Source organism: Acinetobacter sp. T63, from assembly GCF_053852345.1.
This window is the reverse complement of sequence record NZ_CM132659.1, coordinates 1,648,308-1,673,555: the sequence shown is the minus strand read 5'-3', so window position 1 is coordinate 1,673,555 and position 25,248 is coordinate 1,648,308. Positions and strand designations below refer to the sequence as shown.

Sequence of the window (25,248 nt, the reverse complement as noted above, 5' to 3'; positions counted from 1 at the left end):
AGAGGAATAACACCATGAAAAGGGGTGGCTTTAATCCAGCGTCATCAGGCTGGCGTTCCCTCCAGCTGCAGCAGTATTAATGCTGATGGCCCGTTCAATCACCAGACGTTCCAGCGGAATTTTCGGATCATTCGGTTTGAGATGGCTGATGCCGACAATCGCTCCGGCACGCTGCGCTACCGTTTGCTGTAACTCCAGCAATTGCGCCGAGCTGCCATGATGCAGCACTGCATCATAATCGCCATGCAGCAGGTCTGGGATCACGCGAATCCGCTGGACAATCTCTGGCGGCATTTTCGGCAGATATTTCAGCATGAAGCGGTTTTCTGCCAGAACCACCGGCTGACTGCCGACTGCAAAAATCGCCAGTAACTGATGAATCTGATCCAGCTCCTGTTCAGCCAGGGATAGCACGGCATGACGTGGCAAAATCGTATACTGATTACTTTCACCGGTTGGACCAGTCAGGTTAAAACTCTGACCCGTGGCAATTTTTTCCGGTAGCTGAATCAGCTGCTGCGGGAACTCGGCCTGTACCCAGTTCACCAATTGGCTATACAGGGCAGGCATTGCTGCTGCATGTAGAGTCTGCACCGCAAATGGTTGAGCCAGTTTTTTCTGCGAGCAGTATTGCATTAAGCGGTAGAGATACAACGGTCCACCGGCCTTAGGTCCGGTCCCCGACAGGCCTTCGCCACCAAAAGGTTGTACCCCGACCACCGCACCAACAATATTACGGTTGATATACAGGTTGCCGACTTCGGCCTGGGCAATTACGCTATGAATGGTTTCATCAATACGGGTATGCAAGCCCATGGTCAGGCCATAACCTTTGGCATTGATTTGTGCCAGCAGTTGATCAAGCTGTCCGTAACGGTAGCGAATCACATGCAGTACCGGGCCAAATACTTCACGCTCCAGATCATCCAGATGCGGCAGTTCAATCAGCGTTGGTGGTACAAAAGTGCCGTGTTGCAAGCTTGCATCGCTTTGCTTATTCCACATCAACTGATGCACCGGATAGCCCTTAATGCGCATTTTTTCAATATGACGCTCAATATTGTTCTGTGCTTCCAGGTCAATCACCGGGCCAATATCGGTTTTCAGCAAATAAGGATTACCGACGCGCAACTGCTGCATGGCACCTTTGAGCATAGTCAGTACCGTGTCGGCATTATCTTCCTGCACACATAGAATTCGCAGGGCAGAGCAGCGCTGACCGGCACTGTCGTAAGCAGAGCTGACCGCATCCAGAATCACCTGTTCAGTCAGGGCTGAAGAATCAACAATCATGGCGTTTTGCCCGCCAGTTTCCGCAATGAGCGGAATGGCACCACCAGTCTGGCTTAAACGTTTGGCCACGGTCTGATTCAGGATTTTGGCGACTTCAGTCGAGCCGGTAAACATAATGCCCTGAATCCGTTCATCCTGACTCAGCTGCGCACCGACTGTTTCACCACGTCCCGGCAGCAGTTGCAGTACATTTTGCGGAATGCCGGCATCCCATAAAATCTGCACCGCTTGCGCTGCAATCAGCGGGGTCTGCTCGGCCGGTTTGGCCAGAACGGTATTGCCAGCCACCAGTGCCGCGGCAATCTGGCCGCTAAAAATCGCCAGCGGGAAATTCCACGGGCTGATACATAGCACCGGCCCTAGCGGAATAATCTGGGTATTGATGTCCAGATCACGCATTTGCGCGGCATAGTAGCGCAGGAAATCAATTGCTTCACGCACTTCGGCAATAGCATTGGCATAGGTCTTGCCACTTTCGCGGCAGAGGAGCAGCATGAGCGGTTGCAGGCGTGCCTGCATTAAATCGGCAGCACGTTCCAGACATTGTGCGCGTTCATGTTTGGAAATATTGGCCCAGACGGCTTGTGCCTGTACCGCATTTTCCAGCGCCTGATTGACCTGTGCTGCAGTGGCTTCCTGCACATGACCAACAATATCCTGATGCTGAGCCGGGTTTAAAATTGCGTGTACATCGGCACTGTCTTCGGCGGTTAAGCCTTCACCCATCGGCTGGGCAGTCCATTGATGTTGATGCAGATGCTGCGCGGTTGTATTTAATGCCGCCAAGTCCTGATCATTGGCTAAGTCCAGTCCAGCAGAGTTGTCGCGCTGCACGCCGTACAGTTCATGTGGTAAGGGAATCGCCGGATGTTTCTGGCCGACTTTCTGTTCCTGTTGAGCTGTGGCTAAAATGGTCTGATGCGGATTTTCGATCAGATCTTCAATGTTTAGGGTCTTATCGGCAATACGGTTGACGAAAGAGGTATTGGCACCATTTTCCAGCAAACGACGCACCAGATAGGCCAGCAGGGTTTCATGGTTACCGACCGGCGCATAAATACGGCACGGCACACCGAGCTTCTGCTGCTGTTTCGAGCCGACCACATTTTCATACAACGGCTCGCCCATACCATGCAGGCATTGGAACTCGTATTGGCTAGCATAATAGCGCGCTGGATCGGCCAGATGATAAATCGTGGCCAGCGTTTGAGCATTGTGAGTCGCAAACTGCGGATAAATCTGTTCCGGTGCCGCCAGTAATTTTTTCGCGCAGGCAATATAGGACAGATCGGTATGCACTTTACGGGTAAAGACTGGATAATCTGACATGCCATCAATTTGCGCTTTCTTGATTTCGCTGTCCCAATAGGCGCCTTTCACCAGACGGATCATCAGGCGTTTCTGGCTGCGTTTGGCCAGATCAACCACATAATCTACCACATAGAAGCAGCGTTTCTGGTAGGCCTGAATCACAAAGCCAATGCCTTTCCAGTTATCCAGTGCCGGTTCAAAACACAGACGCTCCAGCAACTCTAAAGACATTTCCAGTCGTTCAGATTCTTCGGCATCAATATTCAGGCCAATATTGTAGTCCTTGGCCAGCACCGCCAGTTGCAGCACCTTGTCATACAGTTCGGTATGCACGCGGTCAATTTGAGCACGCTGATAACGTGGATGCAGGGCAGAGAGCTTGATCGAAATCCCCGGGCCGGTATAAACATCTTTATCTTTAGAGGCCTGGCCAATGGCGTGAATGGCATTTTGATAGTCATCAAAATAACGCTCTGCATCGTGTTCGGTCAGGGCTGCTTCACCGAGCATGTCATAAGAATAACGGAAACCTTTTTCTTCTAACGGTTCGGCATGTTGCAGGGCTTCGCTAATGGTTTCACCAGTCACGAACTGCTCACCCATCATCCGCATGGCGACATCTACCGCTTTACGGATAATACCACGGCCACTGCGCGCCAGCAGGCCAGTCAGAATACCGCTTAAGCTGTTCTGTTTCGGGGTTTCCATCAGCTTGCCGGTCAGCATTAAGCCCCAGGCCGCTGCATTCACAAACATCAGGTTACTTTGACCTAAATGCTCTTTCCAGTTGCCCTGGTTGATCTTGTCACGGATCAGCAGATCACGGGTTGCGGTATCAGGAATACGTAATAGCGCTTCGGCCAGACACATCAGGGCGATGCCTTCTTGTGAAGAGAGGGAGAACTCTTGCAACAGGCCTTGCACCAGACCGGCTTTACCGCTGGAATTTTTACGTTCACGCAGGGAGTGGGCCAGCTGAAAAGCCAGCTCATAAATCTGGCTGTTCAGTGCATCAGGAATTTCACTGTGCTCGAGTAAATGGCTGACACATTCACTTTCAGGGCGACGCCATGCGGTATTGATGGCAATTTCTGCCTCATTTTTTTCTTTGAATTCAGTGATGTAATCCAAATGCGGTTTTGCGTCGTCGAAATGGGTTTCGCTATCCATCATGTTCATGCCAACATCCTGTGACGATATATTTTAGTTGAACGGTGTACCTTATATAATTTATGATCACAGAAAATATGCCAAATAACTCACTATAATTTTTGTTATTTTTAGAGATAAATACGGATTATGAATGGAATGATGAGCCTGGATCGCACTGACATTAAAATTCTGGATATTCTGCAAAAAGATGGCCGGATTTCAAATATTAAACTGGCAGAAGCCGTCAATTTATCGCCAACTGCTGCGCTGGCGCGGGTACAGAAACTGAGTAAAGATGGCTTTATTTTGGGCTATGAAGCCAAGCTGAATCCGGAGTTGCTGAATAGCAGTTTTGTGGTATTTGTGGAAATTCTGCTGGATAAAACCACGCCGAATGTACTGGAAGAATTTTCAGATGCGATTTTGCAGCATCCGGAAATTGTGGAATGTCACATGATTAGTGGTGGTTTCGATTTTGTAGTCAAAATCCGCTGCGCCAATATGGAAGAATTCCGTAAGATTTCCGGGCAAATTTTATGGCAGTTGCCGGGGGTGAAAGAAACCCGCAGTTATCCGGTGATGGAAGTGATTAAGGAAAGCTCGCAATTGAAACTGAAATATCAGCACAAGGCCAAATAAACCGTCATCTTTGTCTGTATTTTCCGTTAAAACCCAAAAGGAGCCGAAGCTCCTTTTTTTATGGATGATCAATCAATTCGGTAGATTGCTGTGCTAGCTGTTCATTTCCTGCATGGCTTTTTTGTACTCGGCATCTGACTGTTCAAAGCGTTCAATCACCTCTGTACTTGGTGCCCGGTCGAGCAGACTGACTATTACAATACTCAGACTGGCCAGAATAAAGCCGGGAATAATCTCATAGAGTCCGGTATCGGCCATGACATTTTTCCAGACAATTACGGTGATCGCGCCAACCAGCATCCCGGCAATCGCGCCTTTCAGGGTCATGCGTTTCCAGAACAGCGACAGAATAATGAGAGGACCAAAAGCCGCGCCAAATCCGGCCCAGGCATAGGCCACCAGCCCCAGGACTTTACTCGATGGATTGCTGGCCAGCCAGATTGCCAGCATTGCAATCAACAGCACCATAAAACGGCCGACCCAGACCAGCTCTTTTTGTGAGGCATTTTTGCGTAAAAAGGCTTTGTACAAATCTTCAGTTAAGGTACTGGAGCAGACCAGTAACTGACAGCTGAGCGTACTCATCACCGCGGCTAGAATGGCGGCCAGAATAATCCCGGCAATCCACGGATTAAACAGGATTTTGGTCAGCTCCATAAACACGGTTTCCGGGTTCTGATTCACCACAGTCGCCAGTTCTGGAAATTGCTGGAAATAGGCAATGGCAATGAAACCGGCACCAACTGCGCCGCCCAGACAGAGAATCATCCAGCTCATACCAATTTTACGCGCCGCCGGAATGGTTTTGACCGAATCGGCTGCCATAAAGCGAACCAGAATATGCGGTTGTCCAAAATAGCCTAAGCCCCATGCCAAAGAAGATAAAATAGCAATAAAACTTAAACCGGACAGCATCTGCGTGGCATGTGGGCGCGCAGTTTCCAGTAACAGACCAATCTGCTGGCTATGATCACCCAGTGCCAGATAGGTCATGATGGGAGTAATCAGCAGGGCAAAAATCATCAGCCCGGCCTGGAAGGTATCGGTCCAGCTAATTGCCAGGAAGCCGCCAATACAGACATAGCTGATGGTGGCTATCGCGCCAATCCACAGCGCCGTGGTATAGGACCAGCCAAACAGGCTTTCAAATAAACGCGCACCGGCCACCATGCCGGATGCACAGTAAATCGCGAAAAATACCAGAATCACCAGTGCTGAACTGACGCGCAGGATTTTCTTGCGGTCGCCAAAACGGCTGGTGAAATAATCTGGCAGGGTCAGGGCATTGTTTTGTACTTCGGTATGAACCCGCAAACGCCCGGCGACCAGAAGCCAGTTTAACCATGCACCAATAATCAGGCCGATGGCGATCCAGGCTTCAGATAATCCGGCCAGATAGATTGCACCGGGTAAACCCATCAGCAGCCAGCCGCTCATATCCGATGCGCCGGCAGAAAGCGCAGTCACCACGCTGCCCAGACTGCGGCCCCCAAGAATATAATCCGAGAAATCTGTGGTGGCCTTGTAGGCATACAGCCCGATACCGATCATGGCCACGATATAAAATATAAAGGTAATTAATGTGGGATTCAGTTGACTCATATGCCCATCCTTTGTCTGTAAGCGTTCATCCATCCGAGATGATTTTTTGCGCATTTTTTCAAGGAGCTGATTCAAGCATGGAATTAAAATTACGTTCTGTAACATTTCGACGGGATTTATAGCGGTCTTATGTTGCAGTTTGTAGCTTTAGATACAATTGAAAAAATGGGAGCAATGAGCGGAAAATTATTAAGTCAAAATTTTGAATAAAGCGGTGAATATTTTTATTTTTGCAAATATGGAGAGAATCTGTTAAATCTGGCTTAAAAATGGAGTAAATTTACATTATGTTACATCCCGTACATTCAGAAAGAATGTGTAATTAAATATTTCAAAAAGCGTATCAATCTTGTGTAGTTTCAGGCTGGCACAGGTTTAAGATTTTCTTATGCACAATATTGGTGCGAAATAGTGAGTAAACAGTGTGATTACGGTTCAGACAGAGAAAACAAGAATAGAGCATGATTTGCTAGGTGCTAAAGAAGTGCCGGCAGACAGTTATTATGGTATTCATACCTTGCGTGCCTTGGAGAACTTCCAGATCTCTAATCAGCAGGTCGGTGAAAACCTGCATTTCATTCGTGCTTTGGCGCAAGTGAAAAAGGCATCTGCACAAACCAATTTACAGTTTGAAAAAATCTCCCCGCAGGTGGCTGAGGCGATTCAGTATGCCTGTGACCAGTTGATTGAACAGCCCGCCGCATGGCGTGCGCATTTCCCTTTAGATGTTTATCAGGGCGGTGCCGGAACGTCGATTAACATGAACAGCAATGAGGTGATTGCCAATATTGCCTTAGAACATCTGGGTCTGGAAAAAGGCAGTTATTTTTCTATTCATCCAAATGATCATGTTAATAAGTCGCAATCGACCAATGATGTCTATCCAACAGCCTTGCGTTTAGCGACTTATTACAGTCTGGATGATCTGTTCGTGCAGATGCGTAACCTGATTGACAGTTTCTACAAGAAAGTAGCTGAATTTCAGTATGTACTGAAAATGGGCCGGACCCAGCTGCAAGATGCCGTGCCGATGACCTTGGGGCAGGAGTTCCGGGCTTTTGCTACCCTGTTAAAAGAAGATTTAAAACTGATTGACCGGACCCGTCAGCTGTTGCTGGAAATTAACCTCGGTGCTACCGCGATTGGTACGGGCGTGAATACCCCCAAAGGTTATGCCCAGGAAGCGGTGCAGGCTTTAAAAGAGATTAGCGGCTTGCCATTAATTGGCGCAGAAGATTATGTCGAAGCCACCAGCGACTGTGGGGTTTTCATCATTTTATCCAGCACACTGAAACGTCTGGCGGTGAAGTTATCGAAAATCTGTAATGACCTGCGTTTATTAAGTTCTGGCCCGCGTACCGGTCTGGGGGAAATCCGGTTACCGGAGTTGCAGGCCGGTTCTTCGATTATGCCGGCCAAGGTCAATCCGGTCATTCCGGAAGTGGTGAACCAGATTGCTTTTAAAGTGATTGGCAATGACCTGACCGTGACCATGGCGGCCGAAGCCGGGCAGTTGCAGTTAAACGTGATGGAACCGGTGATTGCCGTGTCGATTCATGAATCCATCCAGTTATTGACTCAAGCCATGAAAAGTCTGGATGAAAAATGTATTCAGGGCATTCAGGCCAATGAACAGGCTTGCCATGATGCGGTGATGCGTAGCGTCGGTATTGTCACTTTGCTTGATCCGATTCTAGGTCATGCCAAATGTGATGAAATCGGGAAACTGTGTATTGCTGAAAACAAAACCATTCAGCAGGTGGTACTGGAGCAGGAATTACTGACTCAGGAACAGCTGGATGAAATTTTTGCCCTGCATAATCTGGTCAGTGAGGTAACACCACCGGAAGCAGTTTTTGCCCAAGTCAGCTAAGACACTGACTGCTTCAGTAAAACAGCAAAGGCTCAAGGTCATATATTGGTTTTGAGCCTTTTGTGTTTGGCCGATGGTTTTGATTCAACTTACAGGGCCGCCAGCAGACGTGGTTTTAACTGTGCCAAACCTTGGGTTGCAGTGGCGGCAATACATTCATATTGCGCCGGTAAACGCTGCTGATTGGCTTTCGGGTCAATATAATAGGCCTGACAGCTGGCCGGAATTTCATGAACCAGACCAGCCACCGGGTAGACTGCCAGACTGCTGCCAATCACAATAAAAATATCGGCATCCTGCACCCATTCAATCGCCTGTACATAGGCTGGTACCGCCTCACCAAACCAGACCACATGTGGCCGTAGCGGATAACCCACGTCACAGACATCGCGTTCCAAATCCAGCTCGGCGCCTTCAATCGGGTAAAAGTGGGTAGTGGTTTGTGCATCGGGTCCGGAAGTTTTGGCCAGCCGGATATTGCCATGCAAATGTAATACCTGCTGGCTACCGGCACGTTCATGCAGATCATCAATATTCTGGGTAATAACAGCCACATCAAAATACTGTTCCAGTTCGGCAATCAGTTGATGTGCCGCGTTGGGCTGGGCATTCAGAATATTTTTGCGTCGTTCATTATAAAAACGCTGCACCAGCGCCGGATTTTTGGCCCAAGCTTCCGGTGTGGCCACATCTTCCACCCGATGCTGTTCCCACAATCCTTCACTATCACGAAAGGTATTAATCCCGCTTTCGGCGCTCATTCCGGCACCGGAGAAAACAATCAGTTTAGGCATAGGCAGATTCCTGTGTGGCGATACTGTGCGTGACTTCCTGTTGCATCCATTCTACAAATTTCTGAATTAAAACTGAATTTTCCTGACTAGAATGTACCAGATAATAGGAGCGCCGGCCGCTGAGCTGCTGATCTGAGGCCAGTACCAGTTCACCGCTGGTTAATTCCTGCTGAATCAACATTTGCGGGATGAGTGCCATGCCCATGCCATGACTGGCGGCCACAGCCAGCATCGAAAACAGTTCATGACGCTGTCCATCATACGGATGGGCATGCTCAATCTGCTGGGTCTGGAACCATTCCTGCCAGATGGTCGGTCGTGTGGTTTGCTGTAATAAAGGCAGTTGCTGTAATTGTTCGGCAGCCAGGTTATAACCATAGCGATGGCTTTTCTGCGCCGCAGGAAAATGCCGGGCAATCAGCTGCGGTGAGCACACCGGCACCACATCTTCCTTCATTAAAAAATGGGTGTGGATTCCGGGCCAATGATCAATCTGCTGCTGCGTACCGGCATAAATGGCCGCATCAAAAATATTTTCATTAAATAAAAACGGTTTGGTGCTGGTTTCCAAATGAATAGTAATTTCCGGATAGCGCTGGTTAAAACGGTGCAGCTTCGGAACTAGCCAGCGCGTGGCAAAGGTCGGTACTACGCCCAGCTTTAAGGTGCCGCCTAATCCTTTATGCGACATCACATCGAGCGTGCTTTGCTCCAGCCCCAGTAAATAGGGTTTGATACTTTTATAAGAATGCTGTCCTGCAGGCGTCAGTTCGACTCCATGCCGGGTCCGGATAAACAGGCTTAAGCCAAGAAATTCTTCCAGCTGCTGGATTTGCCGGGAAACCGCACTCTGGGTAATAAACAGTTCTTGCGAGGCATGAGTATAACTGCAATGCTTGGCTGCCGACTCAAAGCAGAGCAAGGCCTGTAAAGAGGGAATATTACGCCGCATTTCAGATCATCCTTTATCTGCACAGGTATTTGAAAATAGCATAGATGAAGGCACTATGATCGCCAATTTGTTTATTTTTTATTGTTTCTTCACAGGTTTTAGCGCGATGCGCAGCTCCAGTATGAATATGCTTATTTAAGATATGCGGAGAATGCATATCTGCATTAAAAAATCTCGTTTGAAAATATTATTTTTCACACATAGTATCAACACAAACAACGAGAACATCATTCAGGCAGAGGAAGCTATGAATCAAATGGTAAATTCACATTCAGGCCGTAAAGAACATTTTGACTGGCAAGACCCATTCCTGCTGGAGCAGCAGCTGACTGCAGAAGAACGCATGATCCGTGATACTGCTGCGGCCTATTGTCAGGACAAGCTGATGCCACGTGTACTGGAACAGTTTCGTCATGAAAAAACCGATCCGACCATTTTCCGTGAAATGGGCGAGCTAGGCTTACTAGGCCCAACCATTCCTGAACAGTACGGCGGTGCCGGTTTAAATTATGTCAGCTATGGTCTGATTGCCCGTGAAGTCGAACGCGTCGATTCAGGTTACCGCTCTATGGCCAGTGTACAAAGTTCGCTGGTGATGGTACCGATTAATGAATTTGGCTCGGAAGAGCAAAAACAGAAGTATTTACCAAAATTAGCCACAGGTGAATATATTGGCTGTTTTGGTCTGACTGAGCCGGATCATGGTTCTGACCCGGGCAGCATGATTACCCGTGCCAAAAAAGTCGATGGCGGTTATCGCTTAACGGGCGCAAAAATGTGGATTACCAACAGTCCAATTGCCGATGTATTTGTGGTTTGGGCCAAAGAGGTTTCACCTGAAGGCAATGTCGGTGACATTCGCGGCTTTATTCTGGAAAAAGGCTGGGAAGGGCTGTCTGCGCCTGCGATTCACGGCAAGGTCGGTTTACGTGCTTCCATCACCGGTGAAATTGTAATGGATAACGTATTTGTCCCAGAAGAAAATGCTTTCCCAGAAGTTCGTGGCTTAAAAGGTCCATTTACCTGCCTGAACAGTGCCCGTTACGGCATTGCCTGGGGTGCGATGGGTGCGGCAGAGTTCTGCTGGCATACCGCACATCAGTACACCATGGAGCGTAAACAGTTTGGTCGTCCTTTGGCTGCCAATCAGTTAATCCAGAAAAAACTGGCTGATATGCAAACTGAAATTGCTTTAGGTTTACAGGCCGCATTACGTTTTGGCCGCATGAAAGATGATGGTATTGCCTCGATTGAAGGAACATCTTTAATCAAGCGCAATAACTGTGGCAAGGCACTGGATATTGCCCGTTTGGCTCGTGACATGATGGGTGGTAACGGTATTTCGGATGAATTTGGTGTGGCGCGTCATCTGGTGAATCTGGAAGTGGTGAATACCTATGAAGGGACGCATGACGTACATGCCTTAATTCTGGGCCGTGCACAGACCGGAATCGCTGCATTCTGTAATTAATGCAGAGGAATGGGTACGCCGGATTCATGCGGTCAAAGTGCCGGTCGGTGTAATTAACTCGATTGAAGATGCCTTGGCTGAGCCGCAAATTCAGCATCGGCAGATGCTGGTCAATTTGCCGCACAGTTTAAATGCGCAATTTAAAATGATTGCATCACCGATCAAGCTGTCAGATACACCGGTCGAATACCGGCAGGCACCACCGCAACTGGGTGAACATACGGCCTATATTTTGTCCCGCTTTAAATCTGCTGAAGAACTGCAGGCTTTAAAACAGCAGGGCATTATTGATGGGAAAATTGCCTAGTGCTTTGCCTTGATTGTTAGTCTTCACTTGCTTTTTGCCGAACCTTACACCGTTCGGCTTTTTTTATTCAGCTATAAATATTGATGTAGATATTTACTGATGCTGCAATAAAAAGCGTTTAAGTTCGCGGGTAAATTTCAGCGGCTCAGTCAGTAGCGGAGTATGCCCTGATTTTTCAAACAACACCTGCTGTGCCTGTGCCACACTTTGGGCAATCAGGGTTTGTCCCTGTACCGGATAGAGCACCGATTGCACCCCGCTAAAAAACACCGTAGGACAGTTCAGCTGGCTTAAGGCTTCACGATAATCTTCGGCATGTTCTAAATAGTTGCGGATATACCAAGTCATATAGTCCAGTCGAGATGAGGGTAACAGCAGATGTTGCAAACGTGGCTGTTGCAGGATTTTACAAAAGATGGCTCGCTGGCGAGGGTTGTTATTTTGCAGCTCAATAAACTGCATCCATAAAGCAAACAGTTGATCTGTGGCCGTATCATTTAAATCGTGAATCCACTGGAGATGTGCGTGTTCCGTAAATAGCGCGGACAGTTCGGATAAGATCTGTTTGAAGCGGCTGTGCTGCTGGCCAAACAGGCCATAGGCCCAGTGTTCATCCACCATGATTTTCGGGGTCTGATCAATATGCAAATAAGCTTTTAACTGCGCTGCCAGCTGTCCATATTGCATACCATGCATGGCAGTGGTCGCACCCATCGAATAGGCAACGATTATAAACTGTTGCAGCTGTAGTTGCTGAATTAAGGATTGCACATCCTGCCAGTGGCTGGAAATGGCATCCAGCTCCGGAATCCGGCACTGTTTCGAACCGCCAAAGCCGCGCCAGTCGGGAATAATAAAACGGAACTGTTTGCGTAGCGGCCACAAAAACGGCAGCCATTGCCAGCTGTGCATGCCCAAACCGGACAGCACCAGCACCGGTTGGCCCTGACCAAATTCACGTACAAATAAACCTTCGCCATCGGGCATGACATAATACGGCATGAGATTTCATTCCTTGAAATTTTATTGTTGTTGATCAAAAGCTTTTAGCGCAGGAATCACCGCGTCCAGCCAGCGAATCCAGCCGATTTCCTGCTCGATACCCAGCTGTAAAATCATTTTATGAATATATAAGGTACGATTTTCGTCGGTCTGCTGGGCAAAGTCTTTGGCATAAATGGCCTGATACAGCTGCAATTTTTCCTGATGCAACTGTAAATGCCGCTCTAGCTCGGGCAAAACCTCATTACCGCCGAGTTGTGCTTCGGCCCGTAAACGCACCATCAGTTCTTCACGGAGCTGCGCCGGAGGACCTTGCTTGACCATCCAGTCGGCCAGTTCGACCCGGCCTGCGGCCTCAACCTGATAGGTTTTTTTACGGCCTTGGGCATCTTCTTCAGCCAAAGTGGAAATCCAGCCTTTGCTGAGCATGCTGTTTAATTCACGATAAATCTGCTGATGGGTGGCATTCCAGAAAAAGCCCATCGAGCGATCAAAGCGCCGGGCCAGTTCAATGCCCGTGCTGGGTTTTTCAATCAGGCTGGTGAGTAATACATGGGCTAAAGACATAGACGAGATCATGCAAGTATGAATCTAAAATATTATGCAACATGTTGCATAAAAGTCAAAATTCGCATATAAATTTATGCAACAAGTTGCATTAACATAAAAATAGCCCGCTTTTGGCCAGCCAAGGAGAGAATATGTCGAATTATCCGCATCTGTTAGCCCCGCTTGATTTAGGCTTTACCACCTTAAAAAACCGCGTACTTATGGGTTCTATGCACGTGGGTCTTGAAGAAGCACCAAATGGTTATGCACGGATGGCAGCATTCTATGCAGAGCGTGCCAAAGGCGGCGTGGGCCTGATTGTGACCGGCGGGATTTCTCCAAATGATGCCGGCTTAACCTTTGCAGGTGGCAATAAACTTGACACCTTGGCCGAAGCTGAAAAACATAAAGTGGTCACCCAAGCCGTGCATGAAGCGGGCGGTAAAATTGCCTTGCAGATTTTGCATACTGGACGTTATTCCTATCAGCCGGATATTGTGGCGCCATCCGCGATTCAGGCGCCTATTAACCCGTCTAAACCGCATGCACTCACCTCGGCCGAAGTACAGCAGACCATTGCCGATTTTGCCAACTGTGCCAAGCTGGCCAAATATGCCGGTTATGACGGTGTTGAAATTATGGGTTCGGAAGGCTACTTGATTAACGAGTTTATTGCCAAGCGTACCAATCATCGTGATGATGAATGGGGCGGCAGCTATGAAAACCGGATTCGCTTTCCAATTGAAATCGTGAAACGTACCCGTGCTGAAGTGGGTGAAAACTTTATTATTATCTATCGTCTGTCAATGCTGGATCTGGTCGAAGGCGGATCAAGTTTTGAAGAAGTGGTGCAGCTGGCCAAAGAAATTGAAAAAGCGGGTGCGACCATTATTAATACCGGTATTGGCTGGCATGAAGCACGTATTCCGACCATTGCCACCAAAGTGCCGCGTGCGGCTTTTAGCTGGGTCACAGAAAAGCTCAAAAGTGAAGTCAAAATTCCTTTAATCACCTCCAACCGGATTAACACCCCGGAAATGGCAGAGCATGTACTGGCGACTGGCCAGGCCGATATGGTGTCGATGGCGCGTCCATTTTTGGCAGATGCCGATTTTGTAGTAAAAGCCGAGCAGGGCCGTAGCGATGAAATTAATACCTGTATTGCCTGTAACCAGGCCTGTCTGGACCATATTTTCTCCATGAAAATTGCCTCCTGTCTGGTCAATCCGCGTGCCTGTCATGAAACCGAACTGATCTTTAAAGAAGCCAGCCAACCAAAAAATATTGCGGTGATTGGAGCGGGTCCAGCCGGTTTAAGCTTTGCAATTTATGCGGCAGACCGTGGTCATGAAGTGACGATTTTTGAAGCCTCTAACCAGATTGGCGGGCAGTTTAATATTGCCAAGACCATTCCGGGCAAAGAAGAATTTTATGAAACCTTGCGTTATTTCAAGCGTCAAATTGAGTTGCAGCCACGCATTCAGCTAAAACTGAATCATACGGCCAGCTTTGATGAGCTGAGCAAGAGCAGTTTTGACGAGATTGTGGTGGCAACTGGGGTAACTCCACGTCAGCTGGACATTGAAGGAATTGATCATCCAAAAGTCCTGAGCTATCTGGATGTGCTGAAAGAGCGTCGACCGGTGGCGAAACGGGTTGCGATTATTGGTGCCGGTGGAATTGGTTTTGATACCGCAGAATACTTAAGTCATGCTGGTGAAAGTGGCAGTCTGAATCCGGAAAAATTCTATGATGAATGGGGGATTGATACCGAATATGAGCATGTCGGTGGCCTGAAACCGGCACAGGTAGAAGCCTCCAATCATGAAATCTATTTATTGCAGCGTAAAGCATCTTCGGTGGGAGCAGGCCTGGGCAAAACCACCGGCTGGATTCATCGTACCGGCTTAAAAAACCGCGATGTTAAAATGATGGCAGGCGTAAGCTATCAGAAAATTGATGATCAGGGCCTGCATATTACGGTCAATGACCAGCCGATGCTGCTGGAAGTTGAAAACGTGGTGATCTGTGCCGGACAGGAATCATATACCGCCATGTACGATCAGCTGCAAGCTGCGGGTAAAAATGTGCATCTGATTGGCGGTGCCAAGGAAGCCGGTGAGCTAGATGCCAAACGCGCAATCCGTCAGGGCGCAGAGTTGGCGGCGAAAATTTAATCTAATTCCTTCTCCCCTCCCTATGGAAGAGCGCTGGGGAGAGGGTGAATAACCGCCTCTGCCCTGTGCAGCAGGGTTGCTCATCTTCTGGAAGCTGAGGGAATTCACTGAATAGAATCAACTCCTTCCTTTGAAAAAGGGAGGTTGGGAGGGATTCTTGTAGAAAAACCCTTCTAAATCCCCCTTTCTTGCACTTCGTTTTAAAGCAATGCTTTAAAACTTGCTCAGGGGGAGTTTATATAGCAATGAAATATCAAAACAAAAAAGGACCCCAAAATGACCTTACACATCACCAAAACCGCGATTGCCCGTTGGCACCAGATGCTTGAACAGCGTGATATGGCCATCCTGAATGAACTGCTGGCCGATGAGGTGGTGTTTCGTTCTCCGGTGGCTTATCAGCCTTATGCCGGCAAGCAGGTGGTGTTTTTTATTCTGACCAATGTAATTCAGGTCTTTGAGAACTTTAGCTATCACCGTGAATTTTATGCTGCAGACGGTAACAATGTTGTGCTTGAGTTTTCTGCCCAGGTGGGAGATAAAAAACTCAAGGGTATTGATATGATCCGCTTCAATGATCAAGGTCAGATCATTGATTTTGAAGTGATGATTCGTCCTAAAAGCGGCCTCGAAGCTTTGGCTGCCGAGATGGGACAACGGATGGCACAATTTATGCCCACCTGATCTAAGCCCTGAACTCAACTGACTTCATAACATGAGAGAACTAGCATGATATAAGCCAAACCATAAAAGGGGGGAACAAAACATGAAATTTGTGATCCAGAAAATGGCCCAGCTCACCCAGCGCTTGATTGATGAATGGACCGGCGCCGCAGAACCGACCTTATATTTTAATCCCGAAGGTCAAATCCGGCGCTGTATAGATGTTTTACCGCAACTGAAACAGAAATACCGGCCAACCCCGTGGCTGTCCAATACCCATGCGCATCTGCTTTATTTTGACTTAATCAAGAAAAAAACCATCCGCCTGCATTACGATGCCATTGAGCAGCTGAACATGTCCGATGGTGGCGTAACGGCTATTGCCTGGTACGGTCTGCATCTGCCACCACGCACCCCAACCATTATTGTAATGCACACCATTGTCGGAACTGCCGAGAGCATGAGCGAGCTGGTGCGGGATTTACATCAGCAGACCGGCTGGCGTATTGCCTTATGTTTACGCCGTGGTCATGCCAACTTGCCTATGCCGGTTCCGAAAATCTGCCTGTTTGGTTCCACCGAAGATTTACGGGAACAGATCCAGTTTATTCAGCAAAAATTCCCGGTTTCTGCCCTATATGGGGTAGGTTCATCGGCCGGTACCGGTTTGCTGGTGCGTTATTTAGGTGAAGAAGGCGACAAAACGCCGCTAAAAGCTGCTTTTGCACTGTGCCCGGGGTATGACACCGAAATCGGCTTTAACCATGTTCATCCGTTTTATAGTAAGGTCATGACCAAAAAGGTGATTCAGGCCTTTATTGATCCTTATCGGAGTAGCTGGCAGAAAACCAAATCGCTGGCCAAAGTCATTACCGCGCAAAACCTGGCCGAATTTGAACAGGCCTATTTTGAGATGGCCGGCTATCATGATTATGAAAGTTATAGCAAAGCCATTAACCCGATTTATGTGTTCCAGAATGTCAAAATTCCCCTGATGATTTTAAACGCCGAAGATGATCCGGTTTGTCATATTAAAAATCTGGAACCGTATAAAGAAAGTATTCAGAAAATGCCGAATATTATGGTGGTGACCACCAAAAAGGGCAGTCATTGCGGTTTTTATGAAGGTTTAGGTGCGCCACAGTCCTGGGCCACACGTTTAATGGCTGATTATTTAAAGAACCAGCATCAACAGGGTGAACGTTCTTATTCCTGAATGGAACAGCTTCATAAAAAGGCCAATAAAAAACCCAGTACATGGACTGGGTTTTTTTATGCAACAGTGCTTGAAGGCTGAAATCAGTTTTCAAGCGCTGGGGTTGCTGCGGCAATGGCTGCGGCAACAGCGTCATCTTGTGACTGGCTGTCCGGGTCCGGGTTGGCTGGACGGGCTTCTACCGGCTTGTCTTCAGCAGGAGCGGCCTGAGCTGGCTGAGGGGCTGGCGCAGGTTCACGTGGCGTCACTTCACGACGAATTTCAGTTGTGGTGTTTTCAGTTTCAGTACGTTCAACTTCGTATTCCACTGGCGCTTCAGTTTCAGACACTTCTGGCGTTTCTGCTTCAAGTGGCTCGAACTGGGCTGGCTCAGTGATCTGCTCAGTTTGCTGAACCTCAACTTCAACCTGTTCTTCTTCCTGAGGTGCTTCTTTTTTAACACAGGCACTCAGGAATAAACTGGTTGCAATTGCACCACAAATCAAAAATTTTTTGTTCATAATCTAAAAAAGGAGGGTTCAACGAGATGCGCGTATTATAACAGCAAAAAATCAGATGAAAATCCTATGAATAAAATCTAATTTTTTATCGGAAATGCTGATAGAATAGCCAATTGTTTATTGTTCTATGAATTGATGCGGAATGACTTTGCTTTATAGGTGCAGAGTAAAGTAAAATTGCGCAACATTGCAGGCCAGTTTAGGCTCGATTGTACGAGAAACCCAATGACCCATTTTATTTTCGTGACTGGTGGTGTTGTTTCATCACTAGGTAAAGGTATTTCAGCTGCTTCAGTTGCTGCACTTTTAGAAGCCCGTGGTTTGAAAGTAACCATGGTCAAAATGGATCCATACATCAATGTCGATCCAGGGACGATGAGTCCTTTCCAACATGGTGAAGTTTTTGTCACAGAGGATGGTGCTGAAACTGACTTAGACTTGGGTTATTACGAACGTTTCTTGCGTCGTGCGAAGATGACGAAGTTAAACAACTTCACATCAGGTCGCGTGTACCAAGACGTCTTAAATAAAGAGCGTCGTGGTGATTATCTGGGCGGTACCGTTCAGGTGATTCCACACATCACAGATAATATTAAAGAGCGTGTCCTTCGCGCAGGTGAAGGTTATGACGTTGCCATTGTTGAGATTGGCGGCACGGTCGGTGACATTGAATCTCTCCCATTCATGGAATCGGTCCGTCAGCTCATGGTTGAGCTCGGTCATAAACGTACCATGCTGATGCATTTAACCCTGTTGCCATACATTAAGTCTGCAGCAGAGTTAAAAACCAAGCCAACCCAGCACTCGGTTAAAGAATTACTGTCAATCGGTATTCAGCCAGATATCCTGATCTGCCGTACTGAGCACGATGTAGACGCAGATACTACCCGCAAAATTGCACTGTTCACCAACGTTGAAGCGCGTGCAGTGGTGGTATGTAAAGATGCCAAAACCATTTATCAAATTCCACGTACCTTCTATGAGCAGGATGTTGATGATCTGATCTGTGAACGTTTTGGTTTTGATGTGCCAGAAGCAGACCTGTCTGACTGGGATAACGTGGTTGAAGCCTTACTGAATCCGGAATACACCGTACGTGTAGCGATGGTTGGTAAATACGTTGAACTGCCAGATGCCTATAAATCGGTGAACGAAGCGTTATTGCATGCTGGTATTCAAAACCGTGTCAAAGTACAGATTGACTATGTCAATGCAGAAGACCTGGAAAGCCAGGACGTTGCAGCCGTACTGAAAGATGCTGACGCAATTCTGGTCCCTGGCGGCTTTGGTGAGCGCGGTACTGAAGGCAAAATGGCGGCCATCCGTTATGCACGTGAAAACGGTGTACCATTCCTGGGCATCTGTTTAGGTATGCAGCTTGCCGTGATCGAATACGCACGTAACGTTGCCGGTATTGCAGATGCGACTTCAACTGAATTTAACCGTTCAACCAAATCTCCATTAATTGGTCTGATTACCGAATGGTTAGATGAGCGTGGTGAAGTACAGCAGCGTTCAGTTGATTCTGACCTCGGCGGTACCATGCGTTTAGGTGCACAAAAATCAGAACTGGTTGAAGGCACCAAAACCTGTGAAGTGTACGGTTCAGCAGAAATTATTGAACGTCACCGCCACCGCTATGAAATGAATAACCGTTATATTCCTGTTCTTGAAGAAAAAGGTATGAAAATCTCAGGTTATTCACCAGTACAGCACTTGGTGGAAACAGTTGAAATCCCTCAACATCCTTGGTTTATTGCGGTACAATTCCACCCAGAATTTACCAGCTCGCCACGTGATGGACATCCGCTGTTTGCAAGCTTTATTGATGCTGCCAAAAAGCAGTACCAAAACAAGCACTAAGCGGTAAAAGGAACAAACCAGGAAGTTTAAATGTCACAATTAAAAGCACAAGAAGTTGTACGTTTAGGCGATATACAAATGGCAAACCACTTGCCATTTGTACTATTCGGCGGCATGAACGTACTTGAGTCCAAAGATTTGGCCTTTGAAATTGCAGAAACCTATATTGATATCTGCACACGTTTGAATATTCCTTACGTTTTTAAGGCCAGCTTTGATAAAGCCAACCGTTCAAGCCTGAACTCATTCCGGGGCCCAGGCCTGGAAAAAGGGATTGAGTGGCTGGCAGACATCAAAAAACACTTCAATGTTCCGATTATCACCGACGTGCATGAGCCGTATCAGGCTGCGCCGGTGGCTGAAGTTGCTGACATTATTCAGCTTCCTGCCTTTTTAAGCCGTCAGACCGATTTAGTTGAAGCTATGGCCAAAACACAGGCCATCATCAACATTAAAAAAGCCCAATTCCTTGCGCCGCATGAAATGCGTCATATCCTGCATAAATGTCTGGAAGCTGGTAATGACAAACTGATTCTTTGTGAACGGGGCTCAGCCTTTGGTTACAACAATCTGGTTGTTGACATGCTGGGCTTTGACATCATGAAAGAGATGAATGTGCCGGTATTCTTCGATGTGACCCATGCGCTACAAACGCCGGGTGGCCGTGCCGATTCAGCAGGTGGTCGCCGTGCGCAAATCACCACACTGGCGCGTGCCGGTATGGCGACCGGGCTTGCAGGTTTATTCCTGGAAGCGCATCCAGATCCGGATGTGGCCAAATGTGATGGCCCGTGTGCGCTGCGCCTGTCACAATTAGAGCCATTCTTGGCGCAATTAAAAGAATTGGATACTTTAGTTAAAGGATTCAAAAAGTTAGATACTCATTGATGCCCGCAACAGCATCTATTATTCAATCAACTGAGGAATTGTTCATGAGCCAAATCGTTGACATTCGTGCACGTGAAATTTTGGACTCTCGTGGTAACCCAACCATCGAAGCAGACGTAATCTTAGCATCTGGCGTAGTTGGCCGTGCATGTGCACCATCTGGTGCTTCAACTGGTTCTCGTGAAGCTTTAGAACTTCGTGATGGCGATAAAGCACGTTACTTAGGTAAAGGTGTGAAAACTGCCGTAAACAACGTTAACACGCTAATCCGTGATGCGCTGGTGGGTAAATCAGTATTTGAGCAAAAAGACATCGACAATACGATGATTGCTTTAGACGGTACTGAAAACAAAGAAAAATTAGGTGCAAACGCAACGCTAGCCGTATCATTGGCTGCTGCACGCGCTGCTGCTGATGAAAAGAAAATTCCTCTTTTCCAATACATCGCAGATTTACGTGGTCAAACCATTTTGACTATGCCTGTGCCAATGATGAACATCCTGAACGGTGGTGCGCACGCAGACAACACTGTTGACATTCAAGAGTTCATGATTGAGCCAGTAGGCTTCACTTCATTCGCTGAAGCATTACGTTCAGGCGCTGAAGTATTCCACGCGTTAAAATCAGTATTAAAGAAAAAAGGTTTGAACACAGCTGTAGGTGATGAAGGTGGTTTCGCGCCGAACTTACGTTCAAACGAAGAAGCAATTACCGTAATTCTTGAAGCAATTGAACAGACTGGCTACAAGGCAGGTTCTGACATGATGCTTGCGCTTGACTGTGCATCTTCTGAATTCTACAAGAATGGTCAATACGTACTGGAAGGCGAAGGCAACAAAGCATTCACCAGCAACCAGTTTGCTGACTATTTAGCTGGCTTGGTAAACCAATATCCAATTATCTCAATTGAAGATGGTTTAGATGAATCTGACTGGGAAGGCTGGTCTTACCTGACGTCAATTCTTGGCGACAAGATCCAGTTGGTCGGTGATGACCTGTTCGTGACTAACCCTAAAATCCTGCAACGCGGTATCAACGAAAAAGTGGGTAACTCGATTCTGATTAAATACAACCAGATTGGTACCTTGACTGAAACTTTAGATGCCATCTACCTTGCAAAAGCCAATGGTTACTCGACTGTTATTTCTCACCGTTCAGGTGAAACTGAAGACTCGACCATTGCCGATCTTGCAGTAGGTACAGCAGCAGGTCAAATCAAGACTGGTTCTCTATGCCGTTCTGACCGTGTAGCGAAATATAACCAATTACTTCGTATTGAAGAATTGACGAATGCTGCATATCGCGGTAAAGCTGAGTTTAAAGGTTTAAACTAAGCGACAGATGTCAATGTTAAGTGTATTCGACTCGAAATCGAGTAAAGTACTGTTGGGCCTTGCGATCGTTCTGATCGCAGGGTTTCAATATTTATACTGGTTTGGTGAAGGTGGTTATCGTGAACATCAGGAACTGACCCAGAAAATACAACAACAAACCGAACTCAATAATGAATTAAAAGAACGTAACCGGGTTTTGGCCGCGGAAGTTTATGATTTAAAAAATGGTGTAGAAGCCATCGAAGAACATGCCCGTCTTGATCTGGGCTTAATTAAACCACATGAAACTTTTGTACAGATGAGTACCATCAGTACCCAATATAAGCCGATTTATATCAATCCGAATGCCCAGGTAGATTTACGTACCAATGAAGCACCATAGCCAGCTGCAACAACCCCTACACCATAAACTTTGGGCCGTTATTCCGGCAGCAGGCTCGGGCAGTCGCTTTTCCAAATCCGAACTCAAGCAATATCAGATGATCCAGGACCACACGGTGCTGGAGCATACGGTAGCGCGTTTAAATCAGTTGCCGCTGGCAGGTTATGTGCTGGCCATTGGTGCGCAGGATGATGTGGCCCAGCGTTTGCCGTTTGCACATCAGGATAAAGCCCATTTTTGTCTGGGTGGCGCAGAGCGGGTCAACTCGGTGCTGAATGCCTTGCAGTATTTATCTGCTATTGCATCGGATGAAGACTGGGTACTGGTGCATGATGCCGCGCGTCCCTGTGTGGCGGTTGAAAACTTATATGCATTGGTGAATCAGGCAGTACACAGCAACCAGAGTGCTATTTTGGCCATTCCGGTCCGTGACACCCTCAAGCGTGTAGAAACGCAGCAGCAGATTCAGACCACGGTAGACCGTGCCCAGCTGTGGCAGGCACAAACCCCGCAAATGGCGCACTTAGGTGAGCTTAAACGTGCGATTGAACAGGCATTGGCGCAAGAGGTGAATATTACCGATGAAGCCAGTGCGCTGGAGCATGGTGGCTATCCGGTACAGGTGGTACAAGGTCGCTCGGACAATATTAAAATTACCTATCCCGATGATCTGGAGCTGGCACGTTTAATTCTGCAAGCCCAGCACGCCGGAAGTACTGCATAAAAAATCTTTGCTGAAATCATGAGTCGGGTGTGTATTTCCGATTCACTCTGCGCATAGTTCATCCTATAATTGCCGATGATTTGTTATCTGGATTGAATGGGGCGCAATGATACCTTCTCAGCAGTATCGTTTTTTACGTCACTCTTTACGTGATGGAAGAAGCATTAAAAGCGATACCTCTCGCTGGACCAAACTACACCTAGATCCTTGGCTATTATGCTTCCTGATCCTGAATGCAATTTTAGGGCTGATGGTGGTGTATAGTGCCACCGCACAGGATATGGGAATGGTGATGCGTCAGGGCATCAGCTTTGGTATCGGCTTTATTGCCATGTTTATCTGTGCGCAGATTCCGCCCAAGGTCTATCAGGCCGCCAGTCCCTATTTTTATGCCCTGGCCGTGCTCATGCTGGTACTGGTGCTGCTGATTGGTGAAACCCGCATGGGGGCCAAACGCTGGATCAGTCTGCCCGGTATTGGCAGTATGCAGCCCAGTGAATTCATGAAATTTACCATGCCACTGATGATGGCCTGGTATTTTGCTCGTAAACCGTTTCCACCCAAATTCCTGCAAATCGTCGGTGCGCTGGTGCTGCTCGGCATTCCTTTTGTGCTGGTGGCGCTACAGCCGGACTTGAACATTGGCCTGATTATTCCGGGCATTTTTGTATTGTTTCTGAGCGGCATGTCCTGGCGTTTAATTGGCGGGGCATTTGCGGCGATGGCCATTGTTGCACCGCTGGCCTGGATGTTTTTATTACAGGAATATCAAAAGAAACGGATTTTAACCCTGTTTGATCCGGAATCTGATGCACTCGGCGCTGGCTGGAATATTATTCAATCTAAAATTGCCATTGGTTCGGGTGGTCTGACCGGTAAGGGCTATCTGGAAGGCACTCAGTCGCATTTGGGTTATTTGCCGGAGCATCATACTGACTTTATTATGTCGACCTATGCTGAAGAATTTGGCTTCTTTGGCGTATTTTTACTGTTCGCGCTGTTTGCTGCAATTATTATCCGCTGCCTGATTATCAGCCTGAGCTGTTTTCATAATTTCGGTCGCCTATATGCCGGTGCAGTTGGCTTGACCTTCTTCTTCTTTGTGTTTTTAAACTCCGGTATGGTCAGCGGGATTTTACCGGTAACCGGCGATCCATTACCGTTAATGAGTTATGGCGGTACGGCTGTGGTCAGTCTGCTGGCCGGGATGGGCATTGTTATGTCAGTACATACCCATCGTTAAACACGATCCTGCTGTTATAAAAAAAAGCCTCATCTGAGGCTTTTGGGTTATGAGCTTTTCACAAAGCTGGCTTCCTGGGAAGACGGGTATTTGGTCAGCAGGGTGCTACGATACTGCGCGGCTAGTGCATCATTCTTGTCGACATTTTTGGCAATGCTATACAGACGATACACCGCATTAGAGGCTTTAGACGAATTTGGATATTTGCTGGCAACAATTTCAAAATTCTTTTTGGCTTCGTTGTAGTTGGTTGGTTCAATTGCCAGATTAAACTCGGCCAGCCAGAAATAGGCATTGCTAATATACACGCTATTCGGATGGTTTTTAATAAAGTTTTGCATCGGGGCAATGGCTTTTTTTGCACCGCCTTGTTTATAGGCATCCAAAGCGATGGTATAGGCCGCTTTTTCCAGTTCTTCCGTCGAGCTTTGTGTGCTAACCACGGTGGTCGCTGCTGGCGCTGGGGCAGCGGTATTATTTACGGGGTTACTGGCGGGTTGGCTGCTGCTGGCTGTACTGGGAGAACTATCCTGTTGATTATCCTCCTCTACAGCAGGTGCCGCTTCCGGATCAATTTTCTGGTTCAGCAGTTCAAGACGCTGGTCTAAATCGGTATAACGGTTGGTCAGTTCATGCTTGAGCTGGGCAATCTCGTTTTCCTGTTCTTCCATTTTGCCACGCAGGGTGCGAATATCATTTTCAAGCTGCTGGTTTTTTTGCATTAATTGCCAGTTCAGGTTGGTGGTGACCGGAGCGCCGCTATTGGAGGCGCCAATGGCCGTCGGGGTGCTGGCACTACCGCTGTTCTGGCTTAAGCCGCGTGATTCAATGGGAATATTGGCCAGTGCTGGCGCAGAGCAGAGCAGGGTGAGTGCACAGAGCGTATGCTTTTTTAGCATCATTTTCATATCCATCTTTTATCTTTACTGGGAATGAGAGGGCAGGAAAGAGCTCATTCCAAATCATCATCATGTGCACATTAAAAACGGCCCGAACCCGAATTGCAATAAGCTTTTACAAAGTTGTCATGAATTAGGCATCTGTCAAAATTCTCGGAATTCTGTTGCAAAATAACCAATTAAATACAAACTGTTTTTTTAATAATCAAATAGATGACTAATTTATATAAAAGCGCAATCAGGACTTGCAAGTTCAATAAAATTGTCTATACTCTGTTTCTGCAATGGTAGCCCTGCCGGTTACTTCGCAATTTCACCCTGTGAACCCCGCCAGGACCGGAAGGTAGCAACGGTAGCAGACGTGGGATGTGCCGAAGCTTTGCTGGTAGGGTTGCCACCATTTTTATAATTCTT

At 47.4% G+C, this 25,248-nt stretch carries 20 protein-coding genes, 1 other RNA gene and 1 pseudogene; 14 read left to right on the top strand and 8 right to left on the bottom strand.

Translation table 11 applies throughout. The features are described from left to right. Positions 1-30 precede the first annotated feature (30 nt). A complete protein-coding gene (putA, locus tag ACVLR6_RS08140) occupies positions 31-3,783 on the bottom strand; it encodes a trifunctional transcriptional regulator/proline dehydrogenase/L-glutamate gamma-semialdehyde dehydrogenase (protein WP_455994936.1) in 3,753 nt (1,250 codons plus the stop codon). Between the two features lie 129 nt (positions 3,784-3,912). Here putA and ACVLR6_RS08135 point away from each other — a divergent pair, with 129 nt between their 5' ends. Continuing rightward, entirely contained in the window at positions 3,913-4,395 is a 483-nt protein-coding gene (locus ACVLR6_RS08135) for an Lrp/AsnC ligand binding domain-containing protein (protein ID WP_005178547.1), read from the top strand. Between the two features lie 93 nt (positions 4,396-4,488). On the opposite strand, the gene putP is transcribed toward ACVLR6_RS08135, so the two are convergent. Beyond that, complete coding sequence (gene putP / locus ACVLR6_RS08130) at positions 4,489-5,997, bottom strand: sodium/proline symporter PutP (protein WP_168397887.1); 1,509 nt, start codon at positions 5,995-5,997, stop codon at positions 4,489-4,491. A 424-nt stretch (positions 5,998-6,421) separates the two neighbouring features. On the opposite strand from putP, the gene aspA reads away from it, so the two are divergent. Then, entirely contained in the window at positions 6,422-7,870 is a 1,449-nt protein-coding gene (gene aspA / locus ACVLR6_RS08125) for an aspartate ammonia-lyase (protein ID WP_016659035.1), read from the top strand. An 89-nt stretch (positions 7,871-7,959) separates the two neighbouring features. Here the strand turns inward: aspA and ACVLR6_RS08120 are convergent, their stop codons facing one another. Together ACVLR6_RS08120 and ACVLR6_RS08115 are read right to left on the bottom strand one after the other, a co-directional pair. Then, positions 7,960-8,664, bottom strand: coding sequence for an SIR2 family NAD-dependent protein deacylase (locus ACVLR6_RS08120; protein ID WP_455994932.1), 705 nt, complete (start codon positions 8,662-8,664; stop codon positions 7,960-7,962). Continuing rightward, positions 8,657-9,616, bottom strand: a complete 960-nt coding sequence (locus tag ACVLR6_RS08115; protein WP_455994929.1) for a LysR substrate-binding domain-containing protein — start codon at positions 9,614-9,616, stop codon at positions 8,657-8,659. The genes ACVLR6_RS08120 and ACVLR6_RS08115 overlap by 8 nt, the downstream gene beginning before the upstream one ends. A 247-nt stretch (positions 9,617-9,863) precedes the next feature. Here ACVLR6_RS08115 and ACVLR6_RS08110 point away from each other — a divergent pair, with 247 nt between their 5' ends. Both ACVLR6_RS08110 and ACVLR6_RS08105 read left to right on the top strand, forming a co-directional pair. Next, positions 9,864-11,087, top strand: a complete 1,224-nt coding sequence (locus ACVLR6_RS08110) for an acyl-CoA dehydrogenase (RefSeq protein ID WP_455994926.1) — start codon at positions 9,864-9,866, stop codon at positions 11,085-11,087. Between the two features lies 1 nt (position 11,088). Further along, a pseudogene (locus ACVLR6_RS08105) lies at positions 11,089-11,394 on the top strand (CoA transferase); the annotation flags it as partial. Between the two features lie 93 nt (positions 11,395-11,487). Here ACVLR6_RS08105 and ACVLR6_RS08100 read toward each other — a convergent pair. Together ACVLR6_RS08100 and ACVLR6_RS08095 are read right to left on the bottom strand one after the other, a co-directional pair. Beyond that, positions 11,488-12,396, bottom strand: coding sequence for an alpha/beta fold hydrolase (locus tag ACVLR6_RS08100; protein WP_455994923.1), 909 nt, complete (start codon positions 12,394-12,396; stop codon positions 11,488-11,490). A 21-nt stretch (positions 12,397-12,417) separates the two neighbouring features. Further along, positions 12,418-12,963, bottom strand: coding sequence for a PadR family transcriptional regulator (locus ACVLR6_RS08095; RefSeq protein WP_005178523.1), 546 nt, complete (start codon positions 12,961-12,963; stop codon positions 12,418-12,420). A 134-nt stretch (positions 12,964-13,097) separates the two neighbouring features. Between ACVLR6_RS08095 and ACVLR6_RS08090 the strand changes: the two genes are divergently transcribed. The 3 genes from ACVLR6_RS08090 to ACVLR6_RS08080 all read left to right on the top strand — a co-directional run bounded on the left by ACVLR6_RS08090 (position 13,098) and on the right by ACVLR6_RS08080 (position 17,001). Then, positions 13,098-15,122 (top strand): NADPH-dependent 2,4-dienoyl-CoA reductase, encoded by a 2,025-nt coding sequence (locus ACVLR6_RS08090; RefSeq protein ID WP_104489246.1) that lies wholly within the window; start codon positions 13,098-13,100, stop codon positions 15,120-15,122. A 276-nt stretch (positions 15,123-15,398) separates the two neighbouring features. Next, positions 15,399-15,806, top strand: a complete 408-nt coding sequence (locus ACVLR6_RS08085) for a nuclear transport factor 2 family protein (protein ID WP_075166817.1) — start codon at positions 15,399-15,401, stop codon at positions 15,804-15,806. 82 nt (positions 15,807-15,888) lie between these two features. Then, positions 15,889-17,001 (top strand): YheT family hydrolase, encoded by a 1,113-nt coding sequence (locus ACVLR6_RS08080; protein WP_160241247.1) that lies wholly within the window; start codon positions 15,889-15,891, stop codon positions 16,999-17,001. 83 nt (positions 17,002-17,084) lie between these two features. Here the strand turns inward: ACVLR6_RS08080 and ACVLR6_RS08075 are convergent, their stop codons facing one another. Then, positions 17,085-17,501: a hypothetical protein gene (locus ACVLR6_RS08075; protein ID WP_005178512.1), complete on the bottom strand. Its 417-nt coding sequence runs from the start codon at positions 17,499-17,501 to the stop codon at positions 17,085-17,087. A 225-nt stretch (positions 17,502-17,726) separates the two neighbouring features. Between ACVLR6_RS08075 and ACVLR6_RS08070 the strand changes: the two genes are divergently transcribed. The 6 genes from ACVLR6_RS08070 (at position 17,727) to rodA (ending at position 23,935) form a co-directional block, all read left to right on the top strand. Continuing rightward, positions 17,727-19,364, top strand: coding sequence for a CTP synthase (locus tag ACVLR6_RS08070; protein WP_005178510.1), 1,638 nt, complete (start codon positions 17,727-17,729; stop codon positions 19,362-19,364). 30 nt (positions 19,365-19,394) lie between these two features. After that, positions 19,395-20,252 carry a 3-deoxy-8-phosphooctulonate synthase gene (gene kdsA / locus ACVLR6_RS08065; protein ID WP_005178509.1) on the top strand — a complete coding sequence of 286 codons (858 nt, stop codon included), beginning with the start codon at positions 19,395-19,397 and terminating at the stop codon, positions 20,250-20,252. A 44-nt stretch (positions 20,253-20,296) separates the two neighbouring features. Continuing rightward, positions 20,297-21,586, top strand: a complete 1,290-nt coding sequence (eno, locus tag ACVLR6_RS08060) for a phosphopyruvate hydratase (RefSeq protein WP_016659026.1) — start codon at positions 20,297-20,299, stop codon at positions 21,584-21,586. A gap of 7 nt (positions 21,587-21,593) precedes the next feature. Next, positions 21,594-21,968: a septum formation initiator family protein gene (locus ACVLR6_RS08055; RefSeq protein ID WP_455994920.1), complete on the top strand. Its 375-nt coding sequence runs from the start codon at positions 21,594-21,596 to the stop codon at positions 21,966-21,968. Further along, positions 21,955-22,692, top strand: coding sequence for a 2-C-methyl-D-erythritol 4-phosphate cytidylyltransferase (gene ispD / locus ACVLR6_RS08050; RefSeq protein WP_168395816.1), 738 nt, complete (start codon positions 21,955-21,957; stop codon positions 22,690-22,692). Before ACVLR6_RS08055 ends, ispD begins: the two co-directional genes overlap by 14 nt. A gap of 106 nt (positions 22,693-22,798) precedes the next feature. Further along, a complete protein-coding gene (gene rodA / locus ACVLR6_RS08045) occupies positions 22,799-23,935 on the top strand; it encodes a rod shape-determining protein RodA (protein ID WP_005178500.1) in 1,137 nt (378 codons plus the stop codon). Positions 23,936-23,982: 47 nt separating this feature from the next. Here the strand turns inward: rodA and ACVLR6_RS08040 are convergent, their stop codons facing one another. After that, positions 23,983-24,837 carry a YbgF trimerization domain-containing protein gene (locus ACVLR6_RS08040; RefSeq protein ID WP_127801452.1) on the bottom strand — a complete coding sequence of 285 codons (855 nt, stop codon included), beginning with the start codon at positions 24,835-24,837 and terminating at the stop codon, positions 23,983-23,985. 291 nt (positions 24,838-25,128) lie between these two features. Between ACVLR6_RS08040 and ffs the strand changes: the two genes are divergently transcribed. Beyond that, an RNA gene (ffs, locus tag ACVLR6_RS08035) (signal recognition particle sRNA small type) lies at positions 25,129-25,225 on the top strand. Positions 25,226-25,248: the final 23 nt, after the last annotated feature.